Source organism: Brevundimonas sp. UBA5866, assembly GCF_002432125.1.
Taxonomy (GTDB): Bacteria; Pseudomonadota; Alphaproteobacteria; order Caulobacterales; family Caulobacteraceae; genus Brevundimonas.
On sequence record NZ_DJFS01000096.1, the window covers coordinates 1 to 25,763 of the forward strand.

The following is a 25,763-nucleotide window of genomic DNA, read 5'->3' on the forward strand; positions in this document are numbered from 1 at the left end:
ACGGACGCCCAGCGGGTTTGCCGCCAAAAGACTTGCCACCCGAACCGCCACGACGCTCGCCGTCACGGCCCTGCGGCTTGCGGCGGTCGTCGATGAACTGGTCGGCACGCGGTTCGCGGTTGAACGGCTTGCGCGGACGATCGCCGCCGAAGCCCTCACCCTCGGCACGTTCCGGACGGGCGCGCGGCTTGAAGGTCTTCTTGTGCTCGAACTTCGGCGTGGCCTTGGCCCAGCCTTCCTTCTTCACGGGCTTGGCGGGCTTCTCCGGCACACCTTCCTCGGCAGCCTTGGCAGCAGCGCGGACGCGGCTGGGCTTACGCGACGGATCGGACATGGCCGAGCCCGAACGGCCCTTGATGATGGCACCAGCCGGACGACGACCCGGAATCGGCGCAGGCGTGGCGACCGAGTTACCGGTCGGCAGGTTCTCGGGGCGGATATATTCGCTCAGCAGTTCGCGGATCACACGCGGGCCGACTTCCTCGACCGTGTTGACCGGCAGGGTGCCGAGGTTGAACGGACCATAGGCCAGACGGATCAGGCGGTTCACCTGAAGGCCGACGCTCTCCAGCACCTTACGAACCTCGCGGTTCTTGCCTTCGGTGATGGAGACGCTGATCCAGAGGTTGGCCGGACCCTTTTCCTCGCCGTCGACCTTTTCCTTGACCTTGTCGATGGTGGCTTCGATCGGGCCATAGCGGACGCCGTCCACTTCACAGCCGTCCTTCAGCTTGTCCAGACGTTCCTGAGTGATGCGGCCACGGGCGCGGGCGCGGTACTGACGGACCAGCGAGGTTTCCGGCAGTTCCAGAGCGCGGCTCAGCTCACCGTCATTGGTCAGCAGCAGCAGACCTTCGGTCGCCAAGTCGAGGCGGCCAACGGAGATCACGCGCGGCAGATCGGCCGGAAGCGCGTCCCAGACGGTCGGGCGACCGGCCGGATCGTTGTGGCTGGTGATCAGGCCAGCGGGCTTGTGATAGCGCCAGACGCGGGTAGCCTCTGCGGCACCGACGGGCTTGCCGTCGACGGTGATGACATCATCCCGCTTCACCAGCACAGCTGGCGTGTCGAGGATGCGACCGTTCACGGCGACCTTGCCCAGGCCAATCAGACGTTCCACCTCACGACGCGAAGCGATACCGGCGCGCGCCAAAGCCTTGGCGATGCGTTCGGTACGTTCCGGGGTCGCGGGCTTCCCAGCCGGCTTGCCTGTTCTCGGGCCGCGATTCTCGAAGCGGTCACCGCGTTCAGGGCGATTCTCATCGCGCGAACGGGGGCCGCGGTCGTCGAACTTGCGGTCTTTCTTGTCACCGGAGCCGAATTTCGGGCCCTTATCGGCGAATTTACGGGGACCACGCGGGGCGTCACCTTGACGCGCGCGGGGCTTCTTGTCGTTGTCTCGGGGATGGCGATCCATGATGAGCGGTTCATGAGCATGGCGCTGGATTTGGCGCAAGCGGCAGCTGAAGCTGGCGAGGTGCCTGTCGGCGCAGTGATAGTGAACGAAAAAACCGGCGAAGTGATAGGTAAAGGGCAAAATTGCCCAATCACAAGCCATGATCCGACAGCTCACGCTGAAATCGTGGCTCTGCGCGACGCTGCGGCCACGGTCGAGAATTATCGACTAACGGACCTCACTTTATATGTAACGCTGGAACCTTGCGCCATGTGCGCGGGCGCGATCAGCCATGCCCGCATCGGGCGCGTGGTCTGGGGGGCCGATGATCCCAAGGGCGGCGCGGTCAATCACGGCCCGAAATTCTTCGATCAGCCCACCTGTCACTGGCGGCCTGCAACGGCAAGTGGCGTACAGGCCGAAACGGCATCCGGTCTGCTGCGTTCATTCTTCCGTGAGCGACGCAAATCCAGATCCTGATCCGGTTGTTTGCTCTTGACGGAACCTCATGGATAACACGGTGTTAACGCAGCTGTAATTGCGTGCCTTTGCTCGGAAGGTCCGCTTTCCGTGCATGTAAGGGCCGTTTGTGAAGATCACTTACGTTATCATTCTGGGCTTGGGACTGGCCGCATGTCACGGTTCGGAGCCCCACCGCGAATCCGCCAGCACATATGAACGCCCCGATGTGCCAGCCGATATTCGTCCCGAACAGGCCAGTGAATGGACTATGGCCTGCCAAAACGGACAGAGCCTGGTCGTCACCTTCGACCATCCCCGCCAGATGGCAACGGTACGCCGTTCCGATGGTCTGGCGTTTGACCTGATGCGCGAAGCGAGCTCGACCGGCTATCTGTTCAGGGCCACCGAGACAGAGCTGCATGGCAATGGCAATGCTGCCGTATGGCGCGCGCCGCGTGTCTCGGACACTTCATGCCGTGTCACAGAGGTCAAGCCTCTGGCACACCCCTGAGCCCAGCCAACCGATCCTTCAGACGCTGACGAACATGAGGCCATTCGTCATCTCTGAGGATGGCAAACTGGACCGTATCCCTCATACGTCCCGTCCAGGTGCGCTTGTGCTTGCGCAAGGTGCCTTCGTAAGTGGCACCCAGTTTGCGGATAGCCGCTTGGCTGGCCTCATTTTGCGCATCGGTGATGATCTCTACGCGCTCCATGCCATTATCGAACGCGTGCTGGAGCAGCAGCAGCTTGGAGGCCGGATTGATCGCACCGCCCCGCGCCTCGGGCATGTAGAAGGTTGAGCCGATCTCGCAGCGAAGGTGTTCCGGCCTGATTTCATACAGGCTGGTGGTACCGACGATCATCCCGTCTGTTTGGCGACGCACCGCATAGGGAATTCGCGAGCCCGAACTTTTCGCAGTCATCGCTACGGACCACCACGCCTCGAAATACGGCCCGTAAGCGGCCCCGACCATACCGTTCCAGGCCTCGGGGTCATGATCCAGCGCCCGACAGACTTCCTCGCGTATGGAGTCTTCGAACGGTTCCAGCCGCACCACACTGTTTTCCAGCACGGATACGGGAAGCATCAACCTGCCCCTTCGGCTTTCAAAAACTCCAGAACGCGTTTTCGGTCCGCATTCTTGTCTACGAAAGCCTGCCCGATGCCGTGTGCGAGAACCAGGGTAAGCTTGCCGCCCTCGGCCTTCTTGTCCCCCAGCATGCGTTCCAGAAGCACGGAGGCGTCGAAGGCATGTGGAATATCGGAAAGGCGCGTCGGCAGTCCTGCAGCCCGCATGCCTGCCTCGGCTTTGGCCGCTTCATCATTGCTGCACAGACCCGTCAGCGCCGAATAGCGCATGGCCATAGCACAGCCCGCAGCCACGGCCTCGCCGTGTGTCAGGGTGTCGTCAAAGCCTACTTCAACTTCCAGGGCATGGCCGAAAGTGTGCCCCAGATTGAGCAAGGCGCGGCGGCCAGCTTCTTTTTCGTCCTCGCCGACGATCAGGGCTTTGATTTCAACCGAGCGAACAACAGCCTGCGTCAGGGCCCCTGCATCGCCCGCAGCGCCCTTGGTCCCCTCACCCGACAGCCACTCGAAATAGGCCGGATCACAGATCAGGCCGTGTTTGAGGATTTCCGCCCAACCCGAACGGATTTGGCGCATGGGCAAGGTCTGCAACAGCTCTATGTCGGCCAAGACCAGCCGCGGCTGATGGAAGGCTCCGACTAGGTTTTTGCCGCGCGGGGTGTCGATGGCGGTTTTGCCGCCTACGGACGAGTCCACCTGGGCCAGCAAGGTGGTCGGCACCTGGATGAAATCGATGCCTCGCATGAATAGCGCCGCGGCCAGACCGGCCAGATCACCGATCACCCCCCCGCCCAACGCCACGACCATGCTGCGTCGGTCCAGGCCCTGAGCGATCATCTGATCCAGAACATAATCCAGCTGTGCGAATGATTTGGACGCCTCGCCTGCGGGGACCTCAACCACTACGGCTTCGATACCGGCATCGCTCAACGAGGCCAGAGCCGTCCGGGCGTGAAGCGCCGCGACATTGCTGTCTGTAATCACCGCCACACGTGTCGGAGAAAACGCCTTGGCCCTTTCCCCCAGCGAGGCCAGCAACCCGCTTCCGACCAGAACGTCATAGGGGCGGAAATCGCCGCCTTCGACACGGATGGTGTGAATCATATCGAAGCCCTGTCCTCAGCGTACTTGCGCAAGGCGGCCAGCATGGCCTCGACCGCAACGCCATGCGAGCCGCCGCCCACATCAACCGTCAGGTCAGCCTCGGCATAGATGGGGTAACGTTTTTCAGCCAGTTCCTTCAGGACCTGCATCGTGTCGCGTCCGCGCAACAGGGGCCGGGTATCGCGCCGCGCCACACGCTCTGCGATCACATCCAGTTCGGCGCGCATCCATACGGTCACGGCATGCTTTTTCAGCATTTCGCGCGTGTCGGCATTCATCATCGCACCGCCGCCCGTAGCCAAGATGATCGGCGGACCTTCCAGCAGGCGTTTCATCACCCGCGCCTCGCCTGCACGGAATTCGGTTTCGCCGCGCGTCGAGAAGATTTCGCTGACCGTCATACCGGCGGCCGATTCGATTTCGTGATCCCCGTCGGCGAACGGCAGATTCAAACGTGCGGCGAGACGTCTGCCGACTGTCGATTTGCCGACACCCATCAAGCCCACCAAGGCTATGGTGCGGTTCATCTGCAAAATCGGAGAATCGGGCGAGGCGGCGCAGTTCATGTTCTTAACGCCCTCTTCTATACACGGATGACCGAACCTCACACCCCTCACCCGCGACGATGACCCCACAAATCGAAGCCTTTTTGGAAATGATGGCCGTCGAGCGTGATGCCTCGCCGCATACGCTGGCAGCCTACGGGCGGGACCTTGCCGACGCGGATTCGGGACTGTCCGCCTGCGGAGGATTGCTGAAGGCCGCACAGGAGGATGTCGAGGGCTGGTATGCCGATCTCTCGCGTCGCGGATTGTCGGCAGCTACCGCTGCACGCAGGCGGGCCTCGGTGCGACAGTTCTATCGCTTTGCAATGGGCGAAGGCTGGCGCACGGATGACCCGTCGCGCCGTCTCGACGCGCCGAAACAGGGCCGCCCTTTACCCAAAAGCCTGTCGCGGGAAGAAGTAGAGGCCCTGCTCGAAGCCATCAGTGCCAAGGATACCGCCGCCGCGATCCGTTTGATGACAATGGTGGAACTGACCTATGCCTCGGGAATGCGTGTCTCGGAGGTGCTGGGCCTGAAAGCGGCCGCCGTACAGCGTGATCCGGCCTATCTGATCATCAAGGGCAAGGGCGATAAAGAACGGCTTGTGCCGCTGAACAGCTCCGCGCGCGAGGCGGTGAAGGCATGGTTGGCCGTGCGCCTTCTTCCCCGTAGCAAGACCGCCCGGAAAAAGACCGGCAACAGTTTGCCCGACAGTGCGTGGCTGTTTCCGTCCAGTGGCAAATCCGGCCACCTTACCCCGCGCCGTTTCGCCCAGCTTCTGGATGAGGCCGCGGTGTCGGCCGGTATCGATCCGGAACGCATCAGCCCCCACGTCCTGCGGCATGCCTTTGCCACCCATCTACTGGAAGGCGGCGCGGACCTTCGTGTTGTGCAGACCCTTTTGGGCCATGCCGATATCTCCACAACCCAGATCTATACCCATGTCGCCACCGACCGTCTGTCGCAGGTGGTGCACAAGTCGCACCCACTGGCGCGCAAAAACTGATATGAAGCTGTCTCTTGCCCCGAACCCCGTCGGGTTTTAGGGTCCGCCACCTTTCCGTAGCGCCAAGATGGCGCGGTCGTTACACGGGCGCTTTATGGCCACGCATTATCTCGAATTCGAAAAACCCATCGCAGAACTGGAAGCGAAGATCGCCGAGCTGTCGCAGCTCGCTCCGTCCAGCGGCGATTTCGAGGCTGAGATCGAAACTCTCAAAGCCAAGGCTTCGGCACTCCGCACCGAAACCTATCAGAATCTCGATCCGTGGATGCGTACGCAGGTGGCCCGCCACCCGCAGCGTCCGCACTTCATCGATTACATCGACGGCCTGTTCACCGACTTCGAGGAACTGCACGGCGACCGCCAATTCGGCGATGACCAGGCCGTGCTGGGCGGCGTTGCCCGTTTCCGCGGTCAGGGCGTGGTCATCATGGGCCACGAAAAGGGCCACGACACCCAGACCCGCCTGAAGCACAACTTCGGCATGGCCCGACCCGAGGGCTATCGCAAGGCGGTGCGCCTGATGGACATGGCAGAACAGTTCGGCCTGCCGGTGCTCAGCTTCGTCGATACCGCCGGTGCCTATCCGGGCCTCGGTGCCGAAGAGCGCGGTCAGGCCGAGGCCATCGCCCGCTCGACCGAGCGCGGCCTGACGCTGGGCGTGCCCTATATCGCCACCGTCACGGGTGAAGGCGGTTCGGGCGGTGCCATCGCCATCGCCGCGGCCAACCGCGTGATGATGCTGGAACACTCCATCTATTCGGTCATCTCGCCGGAAGGTGCCGCAGGCATCCTGTGGCGTGACGGCAGCCGCGCCAAGGATGCGGCAATGGCCATGCGAATCACCGGCCCAGACCTGATGGAACTGAAGATCGTTGATCGCGTGATCAAGGAGCCGATCGGCGGTGCCCACACGGCACCCGATGCCGCCATCACCGCCGTGGGCGACGCCATCGAAGAAGAACTGAAGTCCCTCTCGGGTCTGACCGAGCAGGAACTGCGCGCCCAGCGTGCGGAACGCTTCTACGCCATCGGCCGCATCGGCTAATAATCAACTCAAGGCTTGGAGACGGCCAGCGTGTCCTTTCTGACATCGCGTTCGCCGGGGATGGGGGAAGCCCTACGCGAGAGCGCCGTCTTCAACTTTGAAGGCGCGGTGACGATGGTCATCGACGATTCCCCGTTCGCGCTCGAACTCACCATGCGGGCGCTGAACGGTTTCGGGCTGAAAACACGTCACGCCTGTAATTCGGCGGTCGAAGCCATTGCGATACTGAAAGAAAATCCCGTCGATCTGATTTTGGTCGATTCCGACATGCCGGGTATGACGGGGTTTGAGTTCGTGCGCTGGCTTCGCCGTTCCAAGCTGGAACCGAATGCGTTTGCGCCCGTCATCATGACCGCCGCACACGTCCGACGGTCGCAGGTTTCCGAGGCCCGTGACTGCGGGGCGAACTTCCTGATCACCAAACCCTTCAGCTCGTTGACCCTGTTGGAACGAATTGTTTGGGTTTCGCGTGATAACCGTCCATTCTTGGAAGTCGGTGACTATCTGGGGCCGGATCGTCGCTTCAACACTTCGCCCTATGCCGGTCCTGAACGACGCGCAGATGAAATCCGCAGAAAGGCCGGTAAGGAATGACCACTGTCATTACACACAATCGCCGCCGATCGCGCCTTTCCAGTCTGATCGACCAGCCTGGTGGCATCAGCACGCGTATTGCCCTGAAACAGGCCGCCGAGAACATTGCCGAGCTTGAGGAACAAAGCCTAGCCCTGGTAGAACAGACCATCCAGAACCTGGCCGACATGACACCGCCTGCCACGGTAGACGAGGTCCATTCCAAGCTGAATGAGGCCTATGGCTATTCAGCCGGCATTATCGATGCCGCCGGACCTTTCGCACGCGAGGACCTGTGCCGCGCCGCAACCAATCTGTGTGATCTTCTGGACGGATCGCCGACCGATCAAATGTTCGACTGGCGCATTATCACCGTCCACGCCCAGAGCTTCCGGCTGTTGCTGAATCTTCCGCGCGATGCGGATGTACCTCGCCAGCAGGTCTTGGCCAGCCTGCAAGAAGTCCTGAAGGCGAAACTGGGGAGCTAGGCTCCCCTTTTTCATGTCTGGCTGTCGATATCGCCGGAACGGGTCTGTTTGCGCCACAGGGTCGCATACTCTCCACCCTGACGGGCAACCAGCTGGTGGTGGTTGCCGCGTTCGATGATCTTGCCGGCCTTGAGCACCAGTATCTGGTCTGCGTCGACGATCGTGGACAGACGGTGCGCGATCACCAGAGTGGTCCGCCCCTTTCGGGCCCGACGCAGGGTTTGCTGGATGGCAGACTCCGTACGGCTGTCCAGAGCACTCGTTGCCTCGTCCAGGATCAGAACGCACGGATCCGCAATCAAGGCCCGCGCAATACCCACACGCTGACGCTCGCCCCCGGACAGCTTCAGTCCACGCTCTCCCACACGGGTTTGCAGACCATCGGGTAGAGTGCGGATGAAATCACCCAGTTCCGCCGCCTCAACAGCGGCCCATATTTCGTCCTGCGTCGCCTCCGGGCGTGCAAAGGCGATGTTGGCAGCCAAGGTATCGTTGAACAAGGCAACGTCCTGGGGAACCAGAGCCACAGCCTGACGCAGGGATTGCTGGCGGATTTGACGGACATCGTGCCCTGCGATCGACACCTGTCCGGACTGGGCATCCAGCAAACGCAGCACCAGCTTCACGATTGTCGATTTGCCAGCCCCCGACGGCCCGACCAGCGCGGTCGTGGTTTGTGCGGGCACGATGAAGCTGACATCGTCCAGTCCATTCGAGCGGGCATCGTGACGGAAGCTGACGTTCTCGAAACGAACCTCGGCACCGCAGTTCGATTCAAGTCGCGGAAGGGCGATTGCATCAGGGGCATCCGCCACCAGTGGCTTTTCACGCATCACCTTAAGCATTTCTTCCATATCTATGAAAGATTGCCGTATTTCCCTGTAGGCAAATCCCAGAATATTCAGGGGTTGGTACAGTGACGTCATGATCAGGACGGCGGCGGTCACATCACCCGGCCCCATACGACCCGCAGCCGCCTCAAAGCCCGCCATCACCGCCAGCACACCCAGACCCACATTCATGATCACGGCCTGGATCATATTCAGGGCCGCGAGCGAGGAATTGGCCTTGAGCGAGGCAGCGGCATAGGCCGTCAGCGACTGCTCGTAAGCTTCCGACGTCCGGCCCTCGGCCCCAAACGACTTGACCGTCTCGAAGTTGAGCAAGGCATCGACAGACAGGCCTGCTGCCTCTGCATCCGCCGCATTCATGACGCGGCGATGCTCCAGTCGCCAGTTCGCCATCATGAAGGTGACCGTGGCATAGACCCCCACCACCACGATGGCGACCAGCGCGAACCGCCAATCGTATTTCCCGCCCAGTACAGCCGCCGCCAGCACCAGCTCCAACAAGGTCGGGCCGAGGTTGAACATCAGAATACGCAGCAGGAAATCGACAGCCCGCGAGCCGCGGTCCATCACACGCGACAGCGTGCCCGAGCGTTTGGTCTGGTGGAAATCGGTTGAAAGGCTCAGCGCATGGGCAAAAGCGTCTGCTGCCGTCTTGCGCTGGGCCGCAGCACGCACCGGTGCAAACACCACATCCGAAAGCTGCGGGGTAACCGCTGCCAGCAGACGTATAATCGCCCAGCCGACCGCAAAGGCCGCAAATCCCAGCCCGAAGGCCGTGGCGGTACCCTGCCCTTCGGCCAGCTTGTTGACCGCAGCCCCAAGCACCAGCGGCGCACCGACGCCCAGAGCCTTGCCCGCCAGTGTCAGGCCGACAGATCCAACCAGACGCGCAGGCAGCTGCGGCGCGCCGGAACGGCCAACAAGGCATATCAGATCGGCTAGCGCAGCGAAGGTGCCGGGCGTTTCCGGCGCTTCGGTCCCCGCCCCTGCCGCCAAGGCCTTGGTGGTCACATCACCTCGACGCGAACCGCCTCTTTCACCCCGCATAACAAGCCGTCTCTTTCGTTGGTTTGACTAAGCCGGCCCTGCAGGCCCTCAGTTCAAATGGCTAAGCACACCGATAAGTTCATCTACGGCCTCGGCTTTTGTCGCCCATGAGCAGACAAAGCGTACCGATCCATCATCGAAGGCATAAACCGCAAAGCCTTTGTCACGCACAGCCTGCAAGGCCTCGTCGGGCATGCGCACGAAGACGGTGTTGGACTCGACCGGATGTGCCAGCACAAAGGGCGTAGAGCCTTCGATACCATCGGCAAGACGCTGTGCCATTGCATTGGCGTGCCGCGCACCGGACAGCCATTCACCGCTCGTGATCAAACCACCCAATGGGGCCGCAAGAAGCCGCCCCTTGGAGGCCGTCTGACCGCCCTGCTTCAGACGATTATCGATACGGCGCGAAAGGCTGCGGTTGATGATGACCAACGCCTCGACGCCGTGCGCGCCGGCCTTTGCTCCGCCAAGGCTGACGATATCCACACCCATCCGCCCCAGAGATTTCGGGTCGAACCCAGCAGCTACAGCATTGGCCAGCCGCGCGCCATCGACATGAACACCAAGGCCTGCGCCCTTGGCCATGCGGATCAGCAGTGAAAGCTCTTCTTCGGAATAGACCGTTCCATATTCGGTGGCCTGGGTCAGCGTGATCGCAGCCGCGGGCTGGCGGTGGCCCACGACGGGCTCATCCAAAGCCGCGCACAGACCCTCGACATCGATCTTGCCGGAATAGCCCGGCAAGCCGATCAGTCCCACACCATGACCGAAAAAGCCCGGTGCACCCGTCTCGTCGGTACAGACGTGTGCCGTGTGGTGCGCCAGAACCGCCTCGAATGGTTGGGCTAGCATGGACAGGGCGATGGAATTGGCCGCCGTTCCGCTGAAAACAAACCGCACATCGGCATCGACACCCAGCAACGCCCGGACGGCGTCGGCTGCTGCGGCTGTATGCTGGTCTGCGCCATAACCTGCGGCAAAGCCTGAGTTGGCCTCGATCAGTGCGTTCAGCGCTGACGGGGCCATGCCCGCTGTGTTGTCGGAAGCAAAATCGTAGCGCAAGGCACTCAGTCTTTCTGGGTAGAAACAGTATCTGCCGAAGCAGGCATCATGGCTAACTCGCCATGATTGATGGAAACCTGATGCGGATACGGGATTTCAATGCCCGCTGCATCCAGCGCTTCCTTGCCCGCCTGGATAAGGTCGGCGCGGGTCTGGAAGTGGTCGTCCGAACGGACCCATGCGTGGACGGTCACCTCCACAGCGCTGTCCAGAAGCGCCGTGACACCCGACCAGATGGCCGGCTCCTGCAGCACCTTGGGGTGTTCTGCCGTAACCGCGCAGAGGACCTGACGGGTTTTGTTCAGATCATCGCCATAGCCAACGGTATATTTGATCTCGATACGGCGGGTCGATTGGCCGCTGAGGTTGACGATCATGTCGCCCAGAACCTTGGAGTTGGGCACAATCACACGGTTGCTGCCAGCCGCCGACAACTGGGTCGTGAACAGATCGAGCTTCAGGACCGAGCCTGTAACATTCCCGATTTCAACGACATCCCCTACCCGATACGGACGCAGCAACAGCAGCATAACGCCCGCCGCCACATTGGATAGCGTGCCCTGAAGCGCCAGACCGACCGCAAGGGATGCAGCACCCAGTACCGCTATGATCGATGTGGTCTGGACACCCAATCGCTGCAGCACCGCGATCATACCGACGATGATCACGACCACGCGGACGATCTGGACCAGGAAGGACAGAACCGTCGGGTCGCGGCGTACCGTGCGCGTGCGCGACAAAATCTTGCGCGCTGCCGAACTGGCCCATTTCGCCGCGACCAAGGTAACGGCGAAAATGATGATCGCGATCGTCAGGTTGACGGCGAACACGCCCAGCATGTCCATTGCCTTGCTGATCACGACAGCATCGGCGGACAAGCGCTTCTCAACCTCTTGCAGAGAGGTCGGCAGGGTTTCGATGGGGGGAATTCCAATCTGCATGGCTACAGGCTAACGCCTTGGCCGCCGAATGGAAGCATCTGATCTGCCTTAATGTTCCAATGTGCGTCTAGGCGGCAAAATGGGCCACTTCTGTGGAGGCGCTCAGCCCCCGCAATGCCTCACGCCCCTCGCTGGCCTGAACCATGAATGTGGCCAACTGTCGGAAATCGATCGGCTTGTTGAGATAGGCGTCCGCACCGGCACTGAAACCCGCCTGATGATCCTCCGCCCGCGCGGATGCCGACAACACGATAATGGGCGTATCGGCATTCAGGGGAGACTCGCTACGGATTTGGCGGGTGGCTTCCAGACCATCCATGACGGGCATGTTCACGTCCATCACGATCAGATCGAACGCCTGATTGGCGGCCAGTTCCACAGCCATACCGCCATGCTCGGCCGTAGCCGCCAGATGGCCGTTGCTGCCCATCCAGGCCTCCAGGATCATGCGGTTTACAGGGTGGTCCTCGACCACCAGAACCTTCATCCCCTGGATATCGCCCTGGGTCGAGGCATCGGCCTCTTCCAGCTTGCTGTCATCCCACGCCACAACTTCGGCCTCGACCGAGAAGGTGAAGGTCGAGCCGACCCCAAGTTGAGACTCTACATGAATATCGCCATGCATGATGTTGGCAAGACGACGGGAAATGGTAAGGCCCAGCCCCGTTCCACCGTATTTTCGGGTCGAGGAATTATCGATCTGGGTAAAGGGCTGGAACAAGCGGCAAAGGTCACTTTCGGAAATACCGCCGCCGGTATCCTGTACCGAAAACTCGAACGCCACGCGGTTGTCCGAGATACGTCGCCCATGTACGCCGTAGCGGATTTCGCCCTTGTCGGTGAACTTGACCGCGTTCGACAGGAGGTTCGACAATATCTGCGACACCCGCAGCGGATCGCCACGGACGATGCTGGGCACCTCGCCGGTAAAGACCGGCTGGATCTTCAGCCCCTTGGCTTTGGCCTGGGCCTCGAACGGTGAAAGCAGGCGGCGATGCAGGGCATCCAGATCGATATCCACGACCTCAAACGCCATCTTGCCCGCCTCGATCTTGGTCAGGTCCAGAATGTCGTTCAGCAGAGACAGAAGGCTGTCACCGGAATTGCGAATGATCGACAGCATTTCACGCTGTTGCGCATCCAGCCGCGATGCGCTGAGCAGCTGGGCCGCCCCCAGAACACCGTTCATGGGGGTGCGCAGTTCATGTGAAATAACACCCAGAAAGTTGGATTTCGCCGTATTGGCGGCATCGGCCTTATCGCGCGCAGCCTCCAGCTCACTGATCAGGTGGGTCTGGTGCTCCTGAAAAGCCAGAATGCGCTCTTCACGCAGCATGGTCATAAGCACCAGCACGAACAGCCCGCCCAGCATCAACGGTCCCGTCGTCAGAAAAGACCAGAAGTCGGGGGTTCCCCACAGGCTTGACGCGATAATCACGGCTGCCACGCCATAGGGCGACGAAATCAGCACAGCCTGACGCGGCGAGTTACGCAGTTGCGCAAACACCAGCACATAGCCTGACGCCAGAAGCGCCATCGCCATTTCGTGTCCAAAGGAACGGCCCGAGAACCAGGCCAGCAGGGGCGCAATCGCCCATACAGCCGTTGTCGCCGTTGCCACCAACGGGAAAACCGTCCCCCAGTCGGACTGCTCGCGGCGACTGGCCCGGCGCTCGGCCAGACCACGCACGGCACCCGCAGCCAGTGTCACCACCAGCCAGCCCAGGCCCAGCTTCAGCCCCACGGCCGAACAAAGCGCCAGACCCCAGCTAAGAATGATCAGGTAGCGCAGATACTGCGTTTCCAGAATCGCGCTTAGTGCCTGCGCTGCAGACCCCGGAACGTCGCCATCAAGGCCACGTCCAATGCTACTTCCACCCACCATATTGGCCGCCCCCGCGTCCCACGGCTATTTCGTTGGCGGCGACGTTACGTCCGAGTCGCTAAGACACAGTGAATCGCCGGAAAACGATGTTATTTTCTATCCCCCGCCTCATCAGGCGTCCTGGCAGATATGGATAAGGCATGGATTGGGCCAGCTAATTCTTCAGCCAGCAGCTTTTGCACCATGCGCTGACGGTTCACGCGCGACTGCCCCTCGAAGGCCGCGCTGACAACGGTCAGGTTGAAATGGCTTTCCCCGCCAGCCTTGGCATCCATACCGCCATCATGGTGATGGCCAGCGTGTCGCCAGCTGTCATCCTCGATCTCCAAACGTTGCGGAGAAAGCGCGGCTTCCAGTTTTTGTCGTATAATTTGGGCAACCGGGCCATCGGACATCGGTCAAGTCCTTGAAGCAGTCCAATTCAGGCTTACACTTGTAACGATGTCTGCGTCATTCGAATACAAACCCCGTTTCACCGATATTCGGGTGAAGCCGCCCAAGCCCGAAGAGGAAGCGGCGCAAGAAGACGTACTGCACCTGAAGCCCGGCGAAAAGCCGTGCGACTTCGAAGGCTGTTCAAAACCGGCCACGGCCCGCGCGCCCAAATCGCGCGAGCGCATGAACGACTTCTATAATTTCTGCCAAGCCCACGCGGCCCAGTACAACAAGAGCTGGAACTTCTACGCCGGTATGACCGAGGCGCAGATCCGTGCCGCGCAGGAAAACGAGGCCATGACCGGCGGACGCCCGACGTGGGATATGAAGGTCAGCCGCAATTCCCGCGTCACCGCCGCCATGAACGCCAAGATGGGGGCCAAGGGCGCCGCCAGCGGCTGGCAGGACAGCTTTGGCCTGTTCGAGCGCCGCGTGAACGATCAGGCGGGGCCTGTGATGTCCGAAGCCGAGGCGCGTCTGGGCCGTCTGGAACGTCAGGCCATGGCCGATCTGGGCTTGGACGCAACCGCCACCAAGGAAGCCGTCAAGGCCCGCTATCACGAGCTGCTGAAACGCTTCCACCCCGACACCAACGGCGGCGACCGCGCCACCGAGGCAAAACTCCAAAACGTGATCAAAGCGTACAAGACGCTTAAAAAGGCCGGACACGCGGCCTAACACTCTGCCCGTAACAGTTTATGGCGGTTGAGCCATGAACGCGCCCGCACTAAGGGAGTGCAATGACCTCTCCGCTCGAAAACACCGCTGATACCCTGCTGACGCTCGCACCGCACCGCAAGGCGACCGTGCGCGAGATTTTCGGCGTTGATTCCGACATGCTTGTTCCGGTCTTTGAAGAGCGCGACAGCCACGTTCCGGAAATCGATCCGTCGTACCAGTTCGATCCGCAGACCACGATCGCGATCTGCGCGGGCTTTGCCTTTGACCGCCGCGTGATGGTTCAGGGCTATCACGGCACCGGCAAGTCAACCCACATCGAGCAGGTCGCCGCCCGCCTGAACTGGCCGCTGGTGCGTATCAACCTCGACAGCCACGTCAGCCGTATCGACCTGATCGGCAAGGACGCCATCGTCCTGAAGGACGGCAAGCAGATCACCGAGTTCCGTGAAGGCATCCTGCCGTGGGCGCTGCAACGCCCCGTCGCCCTCGTGTTCGACGAATACGATGCCGGTCGTCCCGATGTGATGTTCGTGATCCAGCGCGTTCTGGAGGCCCAAGGTGCCCTGACCCTGCTGGACCAGAACCGCGTCATCCGGCCGAACCCCTATTTCCGCCTGTTCGCCACGGCCAACACCGTGGGTCTGGGCGACACGACGGGGCTGTACCACGGGGCGCAGCAGATCAACCAAGCCCAGCTGGACCGCTGGAACATCGTCACCACGCTGAACTATCTGGATCACGACGTGGAGGCCGAAATCGTGGCCGCCAAGGTGCCGCAGTACGCCGACGAGAACGGCCGTCGCCAGATCGCGGCCATGGTCCGCGTGGCCGACATGACCCGCAACGCCTTCATGAACGGCGACATCTCGACCGTCATGTCGCCGCGTACAGTCATCACCTGGGCCCAGAACGTCGAGATCTTCGGCGATGTGGGCACGGCCTTCCGCCTGACCTTCCTGAACAAGTGCGACGAGCTGGAACGCCCGACCATCGCCGAGTTCTATCAGCGCGCCTTCGGCGAGGACCTGCCCGAAGCCGCCATGCGGGTGAAGGTGGGCTAAAGCCCCCTCGCCTTCTTGCAGATACAAAAAGGCCCGCCACGGATTTCCGCGGCGGGCTTTGTTATTGGCAGGTCAGGGCCGCGTTCAGCGCAGGCCCGTGCCTTCATCGAGGCCAAGCATGATGTTCAGGTTCTGGACCGCAGCGCCCGATGCGCCCTTGCCCAGATTGTCCAGCATGGCCACCAGTCGCGCCTGCCCGCCATTGCGGTCACCGAACACGTGCAGACGCACGGTGTTGGTGCCGTTCAGGGCTTCCGGCTCGATACCGGTCATGGCCTCGGATGCGTCCAGATCGACGACCTCGACGAAGCGCTGGCCCGCATAGGCTTCCACCAGAGCGCCGTGGATGCGTTCGATGGACGGCGTTTCCGGCAGGGCCGACAGGTGCAGCGGCACCTCGACCAGCATGCCTTGGCGATAGTTGCCGACAGCCGGCGAGAACAGCACCGGGCGGTTCAGGCCCGTGTGCTGGGTCATTTCCGGCACATGCTTGTGCTTCAGCGACAGGCCATAGCCACGGAAGGCGGTCGAAGCGCCCTCGGCTTCGAATTCGGCGATCATGGCCTTGCCGCCGCCCGAATAGCCGGACACGGCGTTGATGGTCACCGGATGATCGGCCGGAACAATGCCCGCCTTCACCAGCGGACGCATCAGGGCGATGAAGCCGGTCGGATAACAGCCGGGGTTCGACACGCGGGTCGAATTGGCAATGGCCTCGCGCTGGCCCTTGTCCATCTCGGCAAAGCCGTAAACCCAGTTCGGATCGACGCGATAGGCGGTCGAGGCGTCGATCACGCGCACCTTGTCGTTCTCGATCATCGAGACAGCCTCGCGCGCGGCATCATCCGGCAGGCACAGGATGACAGCATCGGCGCTGTTCAGCGCCTCGCGTCGGGCTTCCACATCACGGCGTCGGTCGCCCAGCAGCATCAGTTGCAGGTCGGTGCGCGCCTCAAGGCGTTCGCGGATTTCCAGACCGGTCGTGCCGGCCTCGCCGTCGACGTAGATGGTGTGGGTCAACTCACTCTAATCCCTAAGCCGCAACGGTGCGGCGACGCTGACATAATAGGCTTGGGCGCGGGCCACAATCCGCCCAAAGCCCAAAAGAAAAGAGCGCCCCGGATTTCTCCGGAACGCCCCTTCCAAATACCGATCGCGGTAAAGCGATTAGCGCTTCGAGAACTGGAAGCTGCGGCGTGCTTTCGCGCGGCCGTACTTCTTACGTTCAACGACGCGGCTGTCGCGGGTCAGGAAGCCGTGCGGCTTCAGAACCTTGCGCAGTTCCGGCTCGTAGTGGGTCAGAGCGTGCGACAGGCCGTGGCGGATAGCGCCAGCCTGGCCCGACAGGCCCGAACCGGTGACGGTGCAGACGACGTCGTACTGGGTAGCACGGTCAGCAACGTTCAGCGGCTGAGCAACCATCATTTGCAGAACCGGACGAGCGAAGTAGTCAGCGACGTCCTTGCCGTTGACGGTGATCTTGCCGGTGCCGCGCTTCACCCACACGCGGGCGATGGCGTTCTTACGCTTGCCGGTCGAGTACGAACGGCCCAGGGCGTCGATCTTCGGCTCGCGGACGATGGTTTCAGCAGCTTCGGTGCCGAGGCCCTTCAGGGCGTCGAAACCAGCGGCGGTTTCTTGAGTCACGTCGGTCATGATCAGACGCTCCGGGTGTTCTTGGCCGACATCGACTTGAAGTCGATGGTTTCGGGCTGTTGAGCTTCGTGATCGTGGTTCGGACCAGCGAACAGACGCAGGTGAGTCATTTGCTTACGAGCCAGCGGCGACTCTTTCGGCAGCATGCGCTCAACGGCCTTCTCGAGGACGCGCTCCGGGAAACGACCGCCCAGAACCTTCTCCGGGGTGGTTTCCTTGATGCCGCCCGGGTGACCGGTGTGGCGATAGTAAACCTTGTCGGTGTTCTTCTTGCCGGTGAAAACAACCTTGTCGACGTTGGTGACGACGACGTAGTCGCCCATGTCAACGTGCGGGGTGTAGGTCGGCAGGTGCTTACCGCGCAGGCGGTTAGCGATGAAGGTCGCGAGACGGCCAACGACGACGCCTTCAGCGTCGATGTGGATCCACTTCTTCTCGACCTCAGCCGGCTTTTGTGCAGCCGTAGTGCTCTTCAGCATAGTGAGGGTCCTAAAGACAAAAAACAGTCCGTCCCCGAGGGGAGGACATTGGCGGGCTTGATAATGCGGGTTGCACAAAAGGTCAACGTCGATCCACAGGCCAAAAAATATCCAATAGATTGAAATATAAGAACTTTTTGTGGTTGGTATTAAAATACCCAGTATTTGGTATTAAAATACCACATCAACCTACCACCCTTGGCTCTGGGCCTCGCGCTTTTCCAGATGGCCGTCCTTCAGGGCAAAGACACGGTCCATATGGCCCGCCAGTTCCATATTGTGCGTGGCGATCAGCGCGGCCACGCCCTCCTCCTTCGCCAGACGGCGCAGGGATTCAAACACCGTATGGCTGGTACTGGGGTCGAGGTTGCCTGTCGGCTCGTCGGCCAGCAGCAAGCGCGGATTGTTGGCCAGCGAGCGCGCAATGGCCACACGCTGCTGCTCACCACCCGAAAGCTGGGCGGGCTGGTGCAGCACACGATCGGCCAGACCCAAGGCGGACAGCATTTCGGTGGCGCGAGCGCGGGCGGCGGCTTCCTTCACACCTGCGATACGCATCGGCAGGGCCACGTTGTCGCGCGCGTCAAACTCGGGCAGCAGGTGGTGGAACTGATAGACGAAGCCGATACGGCCCAGACGGATACGCGTGCGGGCTCGTTCATCCAGAGCCCCCACGTCCTCGCCGTCGATCAGAACCTGACCCGAGGTCGGGCGCTCAAGCAGGCCCGCCGCGTGCAGCAGCGACGACTTGCCCGATCCGGACGGACCAATCAGGCCGACCACCTCGCCCGGCATGATGTCCAGATCGACACCCTTGAGAACGGTCAGCTCCCCCTGCCCCGTCTTGTAGGTACGGGTGACGCCACGCAGCGACAGGGTCGGCGCGCCCTCGACACGAGCGGAAGGGGCCTTCTTTTTCAGCAGATTATTCAAAGCGCAGGGCCTCCACCGGGTCGATCCGCGACGCATTCCACGACGGCGGCAGGCTGGCGAGGCAGCTCATGAAGAAGGAGAAGACGGCGACCCAGGTCACGTCCCACGGGTCCACATCCGCCGGAACCGAGTCCAGCATGTAAACGTCGGCATTGAACAGCTGAACGCCCAGCAGGGCCTCAAGGAAGTGCTGGATCGAGCCGATGTTCAGACAGAACAGCAGACCCAGCGTCAGGCCCGCAATCGTCCCGCCGATGCCGATAGCCGCACCCGACACGAAGAAGATACGCAGGATGGCCGACTGGCTGGCCCCGATGGTCCGCAGGATGGCGATGTCGCGGGTCTTGTTCTTCACCAGCATGACGATGCCACTGATGATGTTCATGGCGGCGATGGCCACCACCATGCCCAGAATGATGCTCATGGCCACGCGCTCGACCTTGAGTGCGCCCCAGATGGCGGCCTGACGGTTGCGCCAGTCGCTGACGACCGAACCCGGGCCGGCGGCGCGGGCCACCGCATCGGTCAACTGCTCGACCTTGTCCGGTTCATTGACCTTCAGCTCGATGACGTCCCAGACGCCATCCTTGCCAAAAAAGAGCTGGGCCTGTTCCAGCGGCATGAAGACATAGGCGCGGTCGTAGTCCGAAGCGCCCGAGGAATAGATACCGCCGACGATATAGGTCTTTTCCAGACCGCCCAGATTGCCGAAAGCACTGTCGGCACCTGTCGGGGAATAAAGGGTAATCGGGTCACCGACGCGCAGGCCCATTTCATTGGCCAGCGTCTTGCCGACGAGGACGTTATCGCCGCCCCACTCGCCCTTGCCGAAGCTGGCCTTGGCCTGTTCGTCGAGGGATTCATAGATGTATTTGCTGGCCTGCAGGTCCTGCGGGCGGACGCCGCGGACAATACCGCCCGTAGCAGCACCGGCCACGCGGAACATGGCCGCGTTTTCGGTATAGGGGCTGACCGATGCCACCCCCGGCAGGTCGCCGATGCGTTTCAGGGCGTCGTCACGATCGCCCGCCCACAGCACCGGCCCCTGAACATACATATGACCGTTGAACGACAGGATCCGGTCCATCAGCGTGCCGCGGAAGCCCGCCATGATGCTCATCACACTGATGAGCACGGCCACCGCCAGCATAATGCCGACGAAGCTGATGATGGCGATCAGGGCCACCCCGCCCTCCTTGCGCTTGGCGCGGAGGTAACGCAGGGCCAGTCCGATCTCCCAAGAGGAGAACGGACCGGACGAACGTGCGGGGGACGGCGACGGAGCGGATCCGGTCGCGAGTTCGGTCATTTCGTCAGCAGCTCCACAGCAGCTTCCAGAGACAGGGTTTGCTTTTCACCGGTCGCGCGGCGCTTAAGCTCGACAACGCCGTCGGCAAGGCCCTTCGGACCGATGACCAGTTGCCACGGAATACCGATCAGGTCGGCGGTGGCGAACTTGCCGCCCGGACGCTCGTCGGTGTCGTCGTACAGGACGTCCTTGCCGGCGGCTTCCAGCATCTTCACGGCCTGCTCGCAGGCGGCGGTGACAGCTTCGTCGCTGTTACGCATGGAGATGACGGCGACGTCGAACGGCGCGACGGAGTCCGGCCAGATGATGCCGTTGTCGTCGTGGCTGGCTTCGATGATCGCGCCCAACAGACGTGACACGCCGATGCCGTACGAGCCCATGTGGACTTCGGTGTCCTTGCCATCCGGACCGGCCACCTTGGCCTTCATCGGGGCGGAGTATTTGGTGCCGAAGTAGAAGATGTGGCCGACTTCGATACCGCGGGCCGACAGACGGTCGCTCTCGGCGGTTTCGTTCTCGAAGCGGGCCGCGTCGTGCATTTCTTCGGTCGCGGCATAAAGCGCGGTACGCTCGTCAAAGACGGCTTCCAGCTGCTCCACGCTCAGGTCGTGGCCCGGAGGGGCCATTTCGACAAGCTTGCGGTCGCAGAACACTTCGCTCTCGCCGGTGTCGGCCAGCACGATGAACTCGTGCGACAGGTCGCCGCCGATCGGGCCGGTGTCGGCGCGCATCGGCACAGCCTTCAGGCCCAGACGCGAGAAGGTGTTCAGATAGGCCGCAAACATACGCTTGTAGGCGATGCGGGCCGATGCCTCGTCGATGTCGAACGAATAGGCGTCCTTCATCAGGAACTCGCGGCCACGCATCACGCCGAAGCGCGGACGGCGCTCGTCGCGGAACTTCCACTGGATGTGGAAGAGGTTCAGCGGCAGCGACTTGTAGGACTTAACATAGCCACGGAAGATGTCGGTGACCATTTCCTCGTTGGTCGGGCCGTACAGCAGCTCGCGCTCGTGACGGTCGGTGATGCGCAGCATCTCCGGACCATAGGCGTCATAGCGGCCCGACTCGCGCCACAGGTCGGCCAGTTGCAGCGTCGGCATCAGCAGCTCCACGGCACCAGCCTTGGTCTGCTCTTCGCGGACGATGTTCTCGATCTTGCGCAGGACGCGCAGACCCAGCGGCAGCCAGGCATAGATGCCAGCGGCCTCCTGCTTGATCATGCCCGCGCGCAGCATCAGCTGGTGCGAGACGATCTGGGCATCCGAGGGGGCTTCCTTGAGGGTCGGCAGAAAATAGCGCGACAGACGCATGGGGTAGGCTTTCCTGAATCTTGTCCGGTGTGATTAGCCCCTAGGGCTTTGGCATGGCAACGCACGCCGCCGGAAAAATGGGCTTTTAGGCGATGCTTAGAGCGCCGGAAGGCTCTCGGGATTGATTTGCGGTACCGGAATGAGACCCAGCCAGACCACACCCACGATCACAACCCAAACAATGGCGGAGACCCATGTCGTTGTGATGAATTTCTTCTTGAGGTTCGGGTTGGTCGGTGCGCCCCACTGCGCGCCATCCTTTGGCGGCTCCCCCACCTGGCTGCTCATCCCGATAGGCAGGATCACGAACAGCACGATCCACCACGAGGTCAGATAGATAGCAACAAGGGTGAATGGACCCAGCGGCATAGACACATCCTCAAAGACATTCGCATGTGGGTGACGGCAGCGAACGCACGGCGTAGATGACAGTCACCCTATATCAGGAACCGTCATGCCACAGATTACGCTCGAACACTCCACCCATTTCGACAAAGCCGATTTTCGTAAACTCGCGTTGGAAATCCACGACCTTTGCGCCCTGCACGTCGGCGCCACCCTGGAGTCGTGCAAGACCCGTATCGTGAAGGCCGAAAATCTGGTCATCGCGGATGGAGCGCCGGAACAGGCGATGGCGCACTGTGACCTGCGCATCCTGAGCGGACGCACACAGGAACAGAAAACGGCACTGGGTCAGGCGGTGCAACAGACGATGGTCGCCGCCCTGACCCAATATGACGGTCCGCGCCAGATCAGCGTCGAGATCGTCGATCTGGACAAGCCCAACTATCATAAGGTGACAGCGGGCTGATCCGTTTCGTCCTTACGGATGCGGGCGGCCGATACCGTAACGGGCCGCCCAGTAAGGCAGGATGTTCTCATCCTTGAGATAGCGGGCACCCGTTTCCTCGCTGACCAATGCGTCGGGCCAGTCGAAACCGCCGTCCAGCACCAGCATGGGACAGGACTGGTCCGCCTCGCCCACGACGGCGACAACAGCGGGGCGAGGACGCGGGTGATCCACGCGGATCACCTCGGTCACATCCTTCAGGCGCGGATAAAGGTTCAAGACCCCCTCGATCACAGCGCCCGGCGGGCAGTACCAGGGCCCACCCTGATCATCGAACCAATCGGGGTTCAGCAAAAAAAGCCGGTCCGCCATCACAGCCTCAGCACAATGGTTTCAACGATGGGGCGACGGCCCCAGACCTTTTGGGAGGCCTTTTTGAGCGTACGGGCGACGGCCTGTTCGATGACCAGTTCGTCCTCCAGCGCCTCGCCCTTGAGGCCGCGCACGACATCTTCGACACGCTCGGCCAGATCATCGAGGATCTGTTCCAGCCGACCTTCAACATCGCCCGGCATACCGACAGAGCGGATGTCGATGTCGCTGACCATCTTGCCACGACGGTCCAGCGCGAAGGCTACGATCAGCATACCGTTGCTGGCCGCATGGCGCCGCTCGCGCAGCGCTTCGCCCTGTTCTTCGACCAGCATACCGCCATCAACGAACAGACGGCCCGACGGTACCTCGTCGATGATCTCGGCATAGCCCGGTGCCAGACGTACCATGTCACCGTTGCGCGGGGTGACGATCTGCTCGATGCCCAGCGACTTGGCCAGATGGCCATGCTCGATCAGGTGACGGCGTTGGCCGTGGGTCGGGACGGCGATCTTCGGGCGCGCCCAGGCATACATCTGGCGCAGTTCGTCACGGCACGGGTGACCCGAGACGTGAATGCCCGGCCAGCCCTTTTCGGTGTAGATCTGCACGCCACGGTCGGCCAGCTTGTCCTGAAGGCGGGCGATGGCCAGTTCGTTGCCCGGAATGACGCGCGACGAGAAGATGCAGTGATCGCCCTGCCCCAGCTTGATGAAGGGGTGCGTGCCTTCGGCCACCCGCGACAGGGCAGCGCGGGCTTCACCCTGCGATCCGGTGCACAGGTAGAGAATCTGGTCGGCGGGCCAGATGCGGGCCTCTTCTTCCGACAGGAACGGCTGGATGTCCTGCAACATGCCGACCGACTTGGCAGCGGCAGTGATGCGGTGCATCGAACGACCGGCCAGCGCCACACGGCGGCCAGCGGCCTCCGCGGCATGGATCACGCTGTCCATACGGGCGACGTTGGAGGCGAAGCAGCCGACGGCCACGCGGCCCTTCAGCGGTTTGATCAGTTCAACCAGCTTTTCTCGGACATCGCCTTCGGAACCAGCCACACCCTCGACGAAAACATTCGTCGAGTCGCAGATCATGGCCAGCACGCCATCGTCACCCAGCGAGCGGATGAAGGCTTCGTCCGTGCGCTCGCCCACGACAGGCTGGTCGTCCAGCTTCCAGTCGCCGGTATGCAAAACGGTGCCCAGCGGCGTCTTGATCGACAGGCCATTTGGCTCGGCGATCGAGTGGGTGATGGTGACATAGGTCACATCGAACGGGCCAAGCTGGACATTGCCGCCCAGCGGCACTTCGTTCAGCTCGACCTCTTCGTCGAGGTTGTGGTCGCGCAGCTTCTCGCGGATCAGGAAGGCGGTGAAGGGCGTGGCGTACAGCGGGGCCTTGATGCGGTCGAACAGCCAGCCGAGCGCGCCGATGTGGTCCTCGTGCGCGTGGGTCAGCACGATGCCGAGGATATTCTCGCCCTCGAGGAAAGAAGGATCGGGCACGATAACATCGACGCCCGGTGTCGATTGGTCGCCAAAGGTCACGCCGACATCGACGATGATCCATTGGCGATCATGCTCCGGCCCAAAGCCGTAAGCGTTGAGGTTCATGCCGACCTCATTCGAGCCGCCCAAAGGCAGGAAAACGAGTTCGTTCTGATTTTCTACGGTCATACTGTCCTTAACGGAGGTTGTTCCGTCGCCAGATTTCCAAAAGGCCACGGATGGTCAGGTCCGGATCAAACCGGTCAATAGTTGTACTGGCCCCCTCGAACAGAGACGCGACACCGCCGGTTCCCACCACGGTCATCGGACGTCCCCACTCGGCCTTGATGCGCGCGACCAGCCCGTCGATGAGGCCCACATAGCCCCAGAAAACCCCCGACTGCATCGAGGTGACAGTGTCGCGCCCGATCACGACGGAGGGGCGTTGAATGGCGATACGCGGCAGTTTCGCTGCCGCTTCGTGCAGGGCCTGCACGGAAAGATTGATACCCGGCGCGATAACGCCGCCCTGGAAGGCACCCTGCCCCGGGGCGTCACCCGCCGATACGATATCGAATGTGGTGGCTGTACCGCTGTCGATCAACAGCAGATCGCCCGGATAGGTGATAAGCGCCCCGATGGCGTTGACCAAACGGTCGGCCCCGGCCTCGCTGGGCTTGGGAATCCGCACCTCGATGCCCAGTTCGGCATTCTCGCCGATCACCAGAGGCTCAACCTCCAGATAGCGACGCGAAAGGTTGCGCAGGTTGAAGATCGACTGCGGCACCACAGAAGAAATGATGCAGCCGTCCATGTCGGTCATGCCGATGACACGACCTGTTTTGGCCGCCATCAACACGAACAGCTGATGCAGCCAGACAGCATATTCATCGGCTGTACGGGTGGCTTCGGTGGCCGTGCGCCATTGGGCAATCCACCTGTCGCCGTCATGGACCGCAAAAAGCGTGTTGGTGTTGCCCTGTTCAATCGCCAGCAGCATCAGCCACCTACTCCAAAAAACACATCGCCCGCCGAGATCTGGCGGATCGTACCATCGGCCAAGCGCAAACGCAGCGATCCGTCCGCTTCCACACCGTCGGCAGTGCCTTCGACGGTTTCATGGGTCAGTCGCGCGACACACGGCCCGAACAGGCCCGGCGTACGATCAACCCAAGCCTGGCGAACGGCGTCGAAGCCCTGGGCGTTCCATATCCCAAGCCAATGGTCGAAGGTTTCGGCAAGGGCCTGAGCCCCCTCCTCGAACGATGGCGGAGCCAGACGCTCGGCGCTGAGGTGATCGGCTATGGCGGTTGCGGGGCGCTCGGTCCCGTGCGGTGCGACCTTCAGGTTCACGCCGATACCGATGGCCAGCCACAGCTTGCCTTGGCCCAGTGGGCCGCTTTCCAACAGGATGCCCGAAACCTTGCGGCCATCCAGCAGAACATCATTGGGCCATTTGATCGTCACCAGACTGGGCGGAACATAGCGCGCAACCAGATCATAGACAGCCAGAGCCGACACGAACGTCAGCTGCGAGGCTTCCAACGGTGACTTGTCGAGGGTGATCAGCAGGGTCTGGGCCAGATTGCCCGTATCGGTTTCCCACGCGCGGCCCCTGCGCCCGCGTCCGGCAGTTTGGCGTTTGGCCCCGATCCACAGGGGACCGAACTCACCCGCTTCAGCGCGCCTGCGCGCCTCGGCATTGGTAGAGTCGATCTCCTGCAGGATCAGGACCGGAGCCGCCAAGG

At 61.9% G+C, this 25,763-nt stretch carries 29 protein-coding genes; 9 read left to right on the top strand and 20 right to left on the bottom strand.

The window, feature by feature from the left end:
• A partial coding sequence (locus tag B3H86_RS12385) for a pseudouridine synthase (RefSeq protein ID WP_292054369.1) occupies positions 1 to 1,417 on the bottom strand: 1,417 nt, incomplete at its 3' end.
• Between the two features lie 12 nt (positions 1,418 to 1,429).
• Here B3H86_RS12385 and tadA point away from each other — a divergent pair.
• On the top strand, positions 1,430 to 1,876 hold the full coding sequence (gene tadA, locus B3H86_RS12390; protein ID WP_292054457.1) for a tRNA adenosine(34) deaminase TadA: 447 nt from the start codon (positions 1,430 to 1,432) through the stop codon (positions 1,874 to 1,876).
• 109 nt (positions 1,877 to 1,985) lie between these two features.
• Entirely contained in the window at positions 1,986 to 2,369 is a 384-nt protein-coding gene (locus B3H86_RS12395; RefSeq protein WP_292054370.1) for an MliC family protein, read from the top strand.
• Here the strand turns inward: B3H86_RS12395 and B3H86_RS12400 are convergent.
• The 3 genes from B3H86_RS12400 to B3H86_RS12410 are packed head-to-tail and all read right to left on the bottom strand — an operon-like array spanning position 2,347 to position 4,621.
• Entirely contained in the window at positions 2,347 to 2,949 is a 603-nt protein-coding gene (locus B3H86_RS12400; protein ID WP_292054371.1) for a GNAT family N-acetyltransferase, read from the bottom strand. The genes B3H86_RS12395 and B3H86_RS12400 overlap by 23 nt on opposite strands.
• On the bottom strand, positions 2,949 to 4,055 hold the full coding sequence (gene aroB, locus B3H86_RS12405) for a 3-dehydroquinate synthase (RefSeq protein ID WP_292054372.1): 1,107 nt from the start codon (positions 4,053 to 4,055) through the stop codon (positions 2,949 to 2,951). Before aroB ends, B3H86_RS12400 begins: the two co-directional genes overlap by 1 nt.
• Positions 4,052 to 4,621, bottom strand: a complete 570-nt coding sequence (locus B3H86_RS12410) for a shikimate kinase (RefSeq protein WP_292054374.1) — start codon at positions 4,619 to 4,621, stop codon at positions 4,052 to 4,054. Before B3H86_RS12410 ends, aroB begins: the two co-directional genes overlap by 4 nt.
• A 59-nt stretch (positions 4,622 to 4,680) precedes the next feature.
• On the opposite strand from B3H86_RS12410, the gene B3H86_RS12415 reads away from it, so the two are divergent.
• The 4 genes from B3H86_RS12415 to B3H86_RS12430 all read left to right on the top strand — a co-directional run bounded on the left by B3H86_RS12415 (position 4,681) and on the right by B3H86_RS12430 (position 7,713).
• Positions 4,681 to 5,607 carry a site-specific tyrosine recombinase XerD gene (locus B3H86_RS12415; RefSeq protein ID WP_292054376.1) on the top strand — a complete coding sequence of 309 codons (927 nt, stop codon included), beginning with the start codon at positions 4,681 to 4,683 and terminating at the stop codon, positions 5,605 to 5,607.
• Positions 5,608 to 5,701: 94 nt separating this feature from the next.
• Positions 5,702 to 6,652, top strand: a complete 951-nt coding sequence (locus B3H86_RS12420) for an acetyl-CoA carboxylase carboxyltransferase subunit alpha (protein ID WP_292054377.1) — start codon at positions 5,702 to 5,704, stop codon at positions 6,650 to 6,652.
• Between the two features lie 30 nt (positions 6,653 to 6,682).
• Complete coding sequence (locus B3H86_RS12425) at positions 6,683 to 7,246, top strand: response regulator (protein WP_292054379.1); 564 nt, start codon at positions 6,683 to 6,685, stop codon at positions 7,244 to 7,246.
• A complete protein-coding gene (locus B3H86_RS12430) occupies positions 7,243 to 7,713 on the top strand; it encodes a chemotaxis protein CheE (protein ID WP_292054381.1) in 471 nt (156 codons plus the stop codon). Before B3H86_RS12425 ends, B3H86_RS12430 begins: the two co-directional genes overlap by 4 nt.
• Before the next feature lie 11 nt (positions 7,714 to 7,724).
• Here the strand turns inward: B3H86_RS12430 and B3H86_RS12435 are convergent, their stop codons facing one another.
• The 5 genes from B3H86_RS12435 to B3H86_RS12455 form a co-directional block, all read right to left on the bottom strand.
• Entirely contained in the window at positions 7,725 to 9,611 is a 1,887-nt protein-coding gene (locus B3H86_RS12435) for an ABCB family ABC transporter ATP-binding protein/permease (protein ID WP_292054383.1), read from the bottom strand.
• Between the two features lie 48 nt (positions 9,612 to 9,659).
• The gene (locus B3H86_RS12440) at positions 9,660 to 10,676 is read right to left on the bottom strand and encodes a threonine aldolase family protein (RefSeq protein ID WP_312821075.1); all 1,017 of its coding nucleotides are present in this window, start codon (positions 10,674 to 10,676) and stop codon (positions 9,660 to 9,662) included.
• Between the two features lie 5 nt (positions 10,677 to 10,681).
• On the bottom strand, positions 10,682 to 11,617 hold the full coding sequence (locus tag B3H86_RS12445) for a mechanosensitive ion channel family protein (RefSeq protein ID WP_292054388.1): 936 nt from the start codon (positions 11,615 to 11,617) through the stop codon (positions 10,682 to 10,684).
• Positions 11,618 to 11,684: 67 nt separating this feature from the next.
• Positions 11,685 to 13,502: an ATP-binding protein gene (locus B3H86_RS12450; RefSeq protein WP_292054390.1), complete on the bottom strand. Its 1,818-nt coding sequence runs from the start codon at positions 13,500 to 13,502 to the stop codon at positions 11,685 to 11,687.
• Between the two features lie 89 nt (positions 13,503 to 13,591).
• Complete coding sequence (locus tag B3H86_RS12455; protein WP_292054392.1) at positions 13,592 to 13,897, bottom strand: BolA family protein; 306 nt, start codon at positions 13,895 to 13,897, stop codon at positions 13,592 to 13,594.
• Between the two features lie 46 nt (positions 13,898 to 13,943).
• Here B3H86_RS12455 and B3H86_RS12460 point away from each other — a divergent pair, with 46 nt between their 5' ends.
• Both B3H86_RS12460 and cobS read left to right on the top strand, forming a co-directional pair.
• Positions 13,944 to 14,615 (top strand): J domain-containing protein, encoded by a 672-nt coding sequence (locus B3H86_RS12460; protein WP_292054393.1) that lies wholly within the window; start codon positions 13,944 to 13,946, stop codon positions 14,613 to 14,615.
• A gap of 62 nt (positions 14,616 to 14,677) precedes the next feature.
• The gene (gene cobS / locus B3H86_RS12465) at positions 14,678 to 15,679 is read left to right on the top strand and encodes a cobaltochelatase subunit CobS (protein ID WP_292054395.1); all 1,002 of its coding nucleotides are present in this window, start codon (positions 14,678 to 14,680) and stop codon (positions 15,677 to 15,679) included.
• 84 nt (positions 15,680 to 15,763) lie between these two features.
• On the opposite strand, the gene argC is transcribed toward cobS, so the two are convergent.
• From argC to B3H86_RS12500, 7 genes are all read right to left on the bottom strand, one after another.
• Entirely contained in the window at positions 15,764 to 16,699 is a 936-nt protein-coding gene (gene argC, locus B3H86_RS12470) for an N-acetyl-gamma-glutamyl-phosphate reductase (protein WP_292054397.1), read from the bottom strand.
• Between the two features lie 147 nt (positions 16,700 to 16,846).
• Positions 16,847 to 17,335, bottom strand: a complete 489-nt coding sequence (rpsI, locus tag B3H86_RS12475) for a 30S ribosomal protein S9 (RefSeq protein ID WP_292054399.1) — start codon at positions 17,333 to 17,335, stop codon at positions 16,847 to 16,849.
• Positions 17,336 to 17,337: 2 nt separating this feature from the next.
• Positions 17,338 to 17,814 (bottom strand): 50S ribosomal protein L13, encoded by a 477-nt coding sequence (gene rplM / locus B3H86_RS12480; RefSeq protein WP_292054400.1) that lies wholly within the window; start codon positions 17,812 to 17,814, stop codon positions 17,338 to 17,340.
• A gap of 189 nt (positions 17,815 to 18,003) precedes the next feature.
• Positions 18,004 to 18,747, bottom strand: coding sequence for an ABC transporter ATP-binding protein (locus B3H86_RS12485; protein WP_409450235.1), 744 nt, complete (start codon positions 18,745 to 18,747; stop codon positions 18,004 to 18,006).
• Complete coding sequence (locus tag B3H86_RS12490; RefSeq protein ID WP_292054402.1) at positions 18,740 to 20,056, bottom strand: lipoprotein-releasing ABC transporter permease subunit; 1,317 nt, start codon at positions 20,054 to 20,056, stop codon at positions 18,740 to 18,742. The genes B3H86_RS12485 and B3H86_RS12490 overlap by 8 nt, the downstream gene beginning before the upstream one ends.
• Entirely contained in the window at positions 20,053 to 21,369 is a 1,317-nt protein-coding gene (proS, locus tag B3H86_RS12495; protein WP_292054405.1) for a proline--tRNA ligase, read from the bottom strand. The genes B3H86_RS12490 and proS overlap by 4 nt, the downstream gene beginning before the upstream one ends.
• 96 nt (positions 21,370 to 21,465) lie before the next feature.
• The gene (locus B3H86_RS12500; RefSeq protein ID WP_292054407.1) at positions 21,466 to 21,738 is read right to left on the bottom strand and encodes a DUF1467 family protein; all 273 of its coding nucleotides are present in this window, start codon (positions 21,736 to 21,738) and stop codon (positions 21,466 to 21,468) included.
• Between the two features lie 85 nt (positions 21,739 to 21,823).
• Between B3H86_RS12500 and B3H86_RS12505 the strand changes: the two genes are divergently transcribed.
• Entirely contained in the window at positions 21,824 to 22,180 is a 357-nt protein-coding gene (locus B3H86_RS12505; RefSeq protein ID WP_292054408.1) for a 5-carboxymethyl-2-hydroxymuconate Delta-isomerase, read from the top strand.
• Positions 22,181 to 22,192: 12 nt separating this feature from the next.
• On the opposite strand, the gene B3H86_RS12510 is transcribed toward B3H86_RS12505, so the two are convergent.
• The 4 genes from B3H86_RS12510 to B3H86_RS12525 are packed head-to-tail and all read right to left on the bottom strand — an operon-like array spanning position 22,193 to position 25,761.
• Positions 22,193 to 22,531: a DUF3088 family protein gene (locus B3H86_RS12510; RefSeq protein WP_292054410.1), complete on the bottom strand. Its 339-nt coding sequence runs from the start codon at positions 22,529 to 22,531 to the stop codon at positions 22,193 to 22,195.
• Positions 22,531 to 24,204 carry a ribonuclease J gene (locus B3H86_RS12515; protein ID WP_292054413.1) on the bottom strand — a complete coding sequence of 558 codons (1,674 nt, stop codon included), beginning with the start codon at positions 24,202 to 24,204 and terminating at the stop codon, positions 22,531 to 22,533. Before B3H86_RS12515 ends, B3H86_RS12510 begins: the two co-directional genes overlap by 1 nt.
• A gap of 7 nt (positions 24,205 to 24,211) precedes the next feature.
• Positions 24,212 to 25,018, bottom strand: a complete 807-nt coding sequence (locus B3H86_RS12520) for a type III pantothenate kinase (RefSeq protein WP_292054461.1) — start codon at positions 25,016 to 25,018, stop codon at positions 24,212 to 24,214.
• Positions 25,015 to 25,761 carry a biotin--[acetyl-CoA-carboxylase] ligase gene (locus tag B3H86_RS12525; RefSeq protein WP_292054416.1) on the bottom strand — a complete coding sequence of 249 codons (747 nt, stop codon included), beginning with the start codon at positions 25,759 to 25,761 and terminating at the stop codon, positions 25,015 to 25,017. The genes B3H86_RS12520 and B3H86_RS12525 overlap by 4 nt, the downstream gene beginning before the upstream one ends.
• Between the last annotated feature and the right edge of the window lie 2 nt (positions 25,762 to 25,763).

Bases quoted from the DNA above. Each gene is read 5' to 3' on its own strand.
- tadA (WP_292054457.1), top strand. From the start codon at position 1,430: ATGAGCATGGCGCTGGATTTGGCGCAAGCGGCAGCTGAAGCTGGCGAG.
- B3H86_RS12400 (WP_292054371.1), bottom strand. From the start codon at position 2,949: ATGCTTCCCGTATCCGTGCTGGAAAACAGTGTGGTGCGGCTGGAACCG.
- aroB (WP_292054372.1), bottom strand. From the start codon at position 4,055: ATGATTCACACCATCCGTGTCGAAGGCGGCGATTTCCGCCCCTATGAC.
- B3H86_RS12410 (WP_292054374.1), bottom strand. From the start codon at position 4,621: ATGAACTGCGCCGCCTCGCCCGATTCTCCGATTTTGCAGATGAACCGC.
- B3H86_RS12415 (WP_292054376.1), top strand. From the start codon at position 4,681: ATGACCCCACAAATCGAAGCCTTTTTGGAAATGATGGCCGTCGAGCGT.
- B3H86_RS12420 (WP_292054377.1), top strand. From the start codon at position 5,702: ATGGCCACGCATTATCTCGAATTCGAAAAACCCATCGCAGAACTGGAA.
- B3H86_RS12430 (WP_292054381.1), top strand. From the start codon at position 7,243: ATGACCACTGTCATTACACACAATCGCCGCCGATCGCGCCTTTCCAGT.
- B3H86_RS12435 (WP_292054383.1), bottom strand. From the start codon at position 9,611: ATGCGGGGTGAAAGAGGCGGTTCGCGTCGAGGTGATGTGACCACCAAG.
- B3H86_RS12445 (WP_292054388.1), bottom strand. From the start codon at position 11,617: ATGCAGATTGGAATTCCCCCCATCGAAACCCTGCCGACCTCTCTGCAA.
- B3H86_RS12450 (WP_292054390.1), bottom strand. From the start codon at position 13,502: ATGGTGGGTGGAAGTAGCATTGGACGTGGCCTTGATGGCGACGTTCCG.
- B3H86_RS12455 (WP_292054392.1), bottom strand. From the start codon at position 13,897: ATGTCCGATGGCCCGGTTGCCCAAATTATACGACAAAAACTGGAAGCC.
- B3H86_RS12460 (WP_292054393.1), top strand. From the start codon at position 13,944: ATGTCTGCGTCATTCGAATACAAACCCCGTTTCACCGATATTCGGGTG.
- cobS (WP_292054395.1), top strand. From the start codon at position 14,678: ATGACCTCTCCGCTCGAAAACACCGCTGATACCCTGCTGACGCTCGCA.
- rpsI (WP_292054399.1), bottom strand. From the start codon at position 17,335: ATGACCGACGTGACTCAAGAAACCGCCGCTGGTTTCGACGCCCTGAAG.
- rplM (WP_292054400.1), bottom strand. From the start codon at position 17,814: ATGCTGAAGAGCACTACGGCTGCACAAAAGCCGGCTGAGGTCGAGAAG.
- B3H86_RS12490 (WP_292054402.1), bottom strand. From the start codon at position 20,056: ATGACCGAACTCGCGACCGGATCCGCTCCGTCGCCGTCCCCCGCACGT.
- proS (WP_292054405.1), bottom strand. From the start codon at position 21,369: ATGCGTCTGTCGCGCTATTTTCTGCCGACCCTCAAGGAAGCCCCCTCG.
- B3H86_RS12500 (WP_292054407.1), bottom strand. From the start codon at position 21,738: ATGCCGCTGGGTCCATTCACCCTTGTTGCTATCTATCTGACCTCGTGG.
- B3H86_RS12505 (WP_292054408.1), top strand. From the start codon at position 21,824: ATGCCACAGATTACGCTCGAACACTCCACCCATTTCGACAAAGCCGAT.
- B3H86_RS12510 (WP_292054410.1), bottom strand. From the start codon at position 22,531: ATGGCGGACCGGCTTTTTTTGCTGAACCCCGATTGGTTCGATGATCAG.
- B3H86_RS12515 (WP_292054413.1), bottom strand. From the start codon at position 24,204: ATGACCGTAGAAAATCAGAACGAACTCGTTTTCCTGCCTTTGGGCGGC.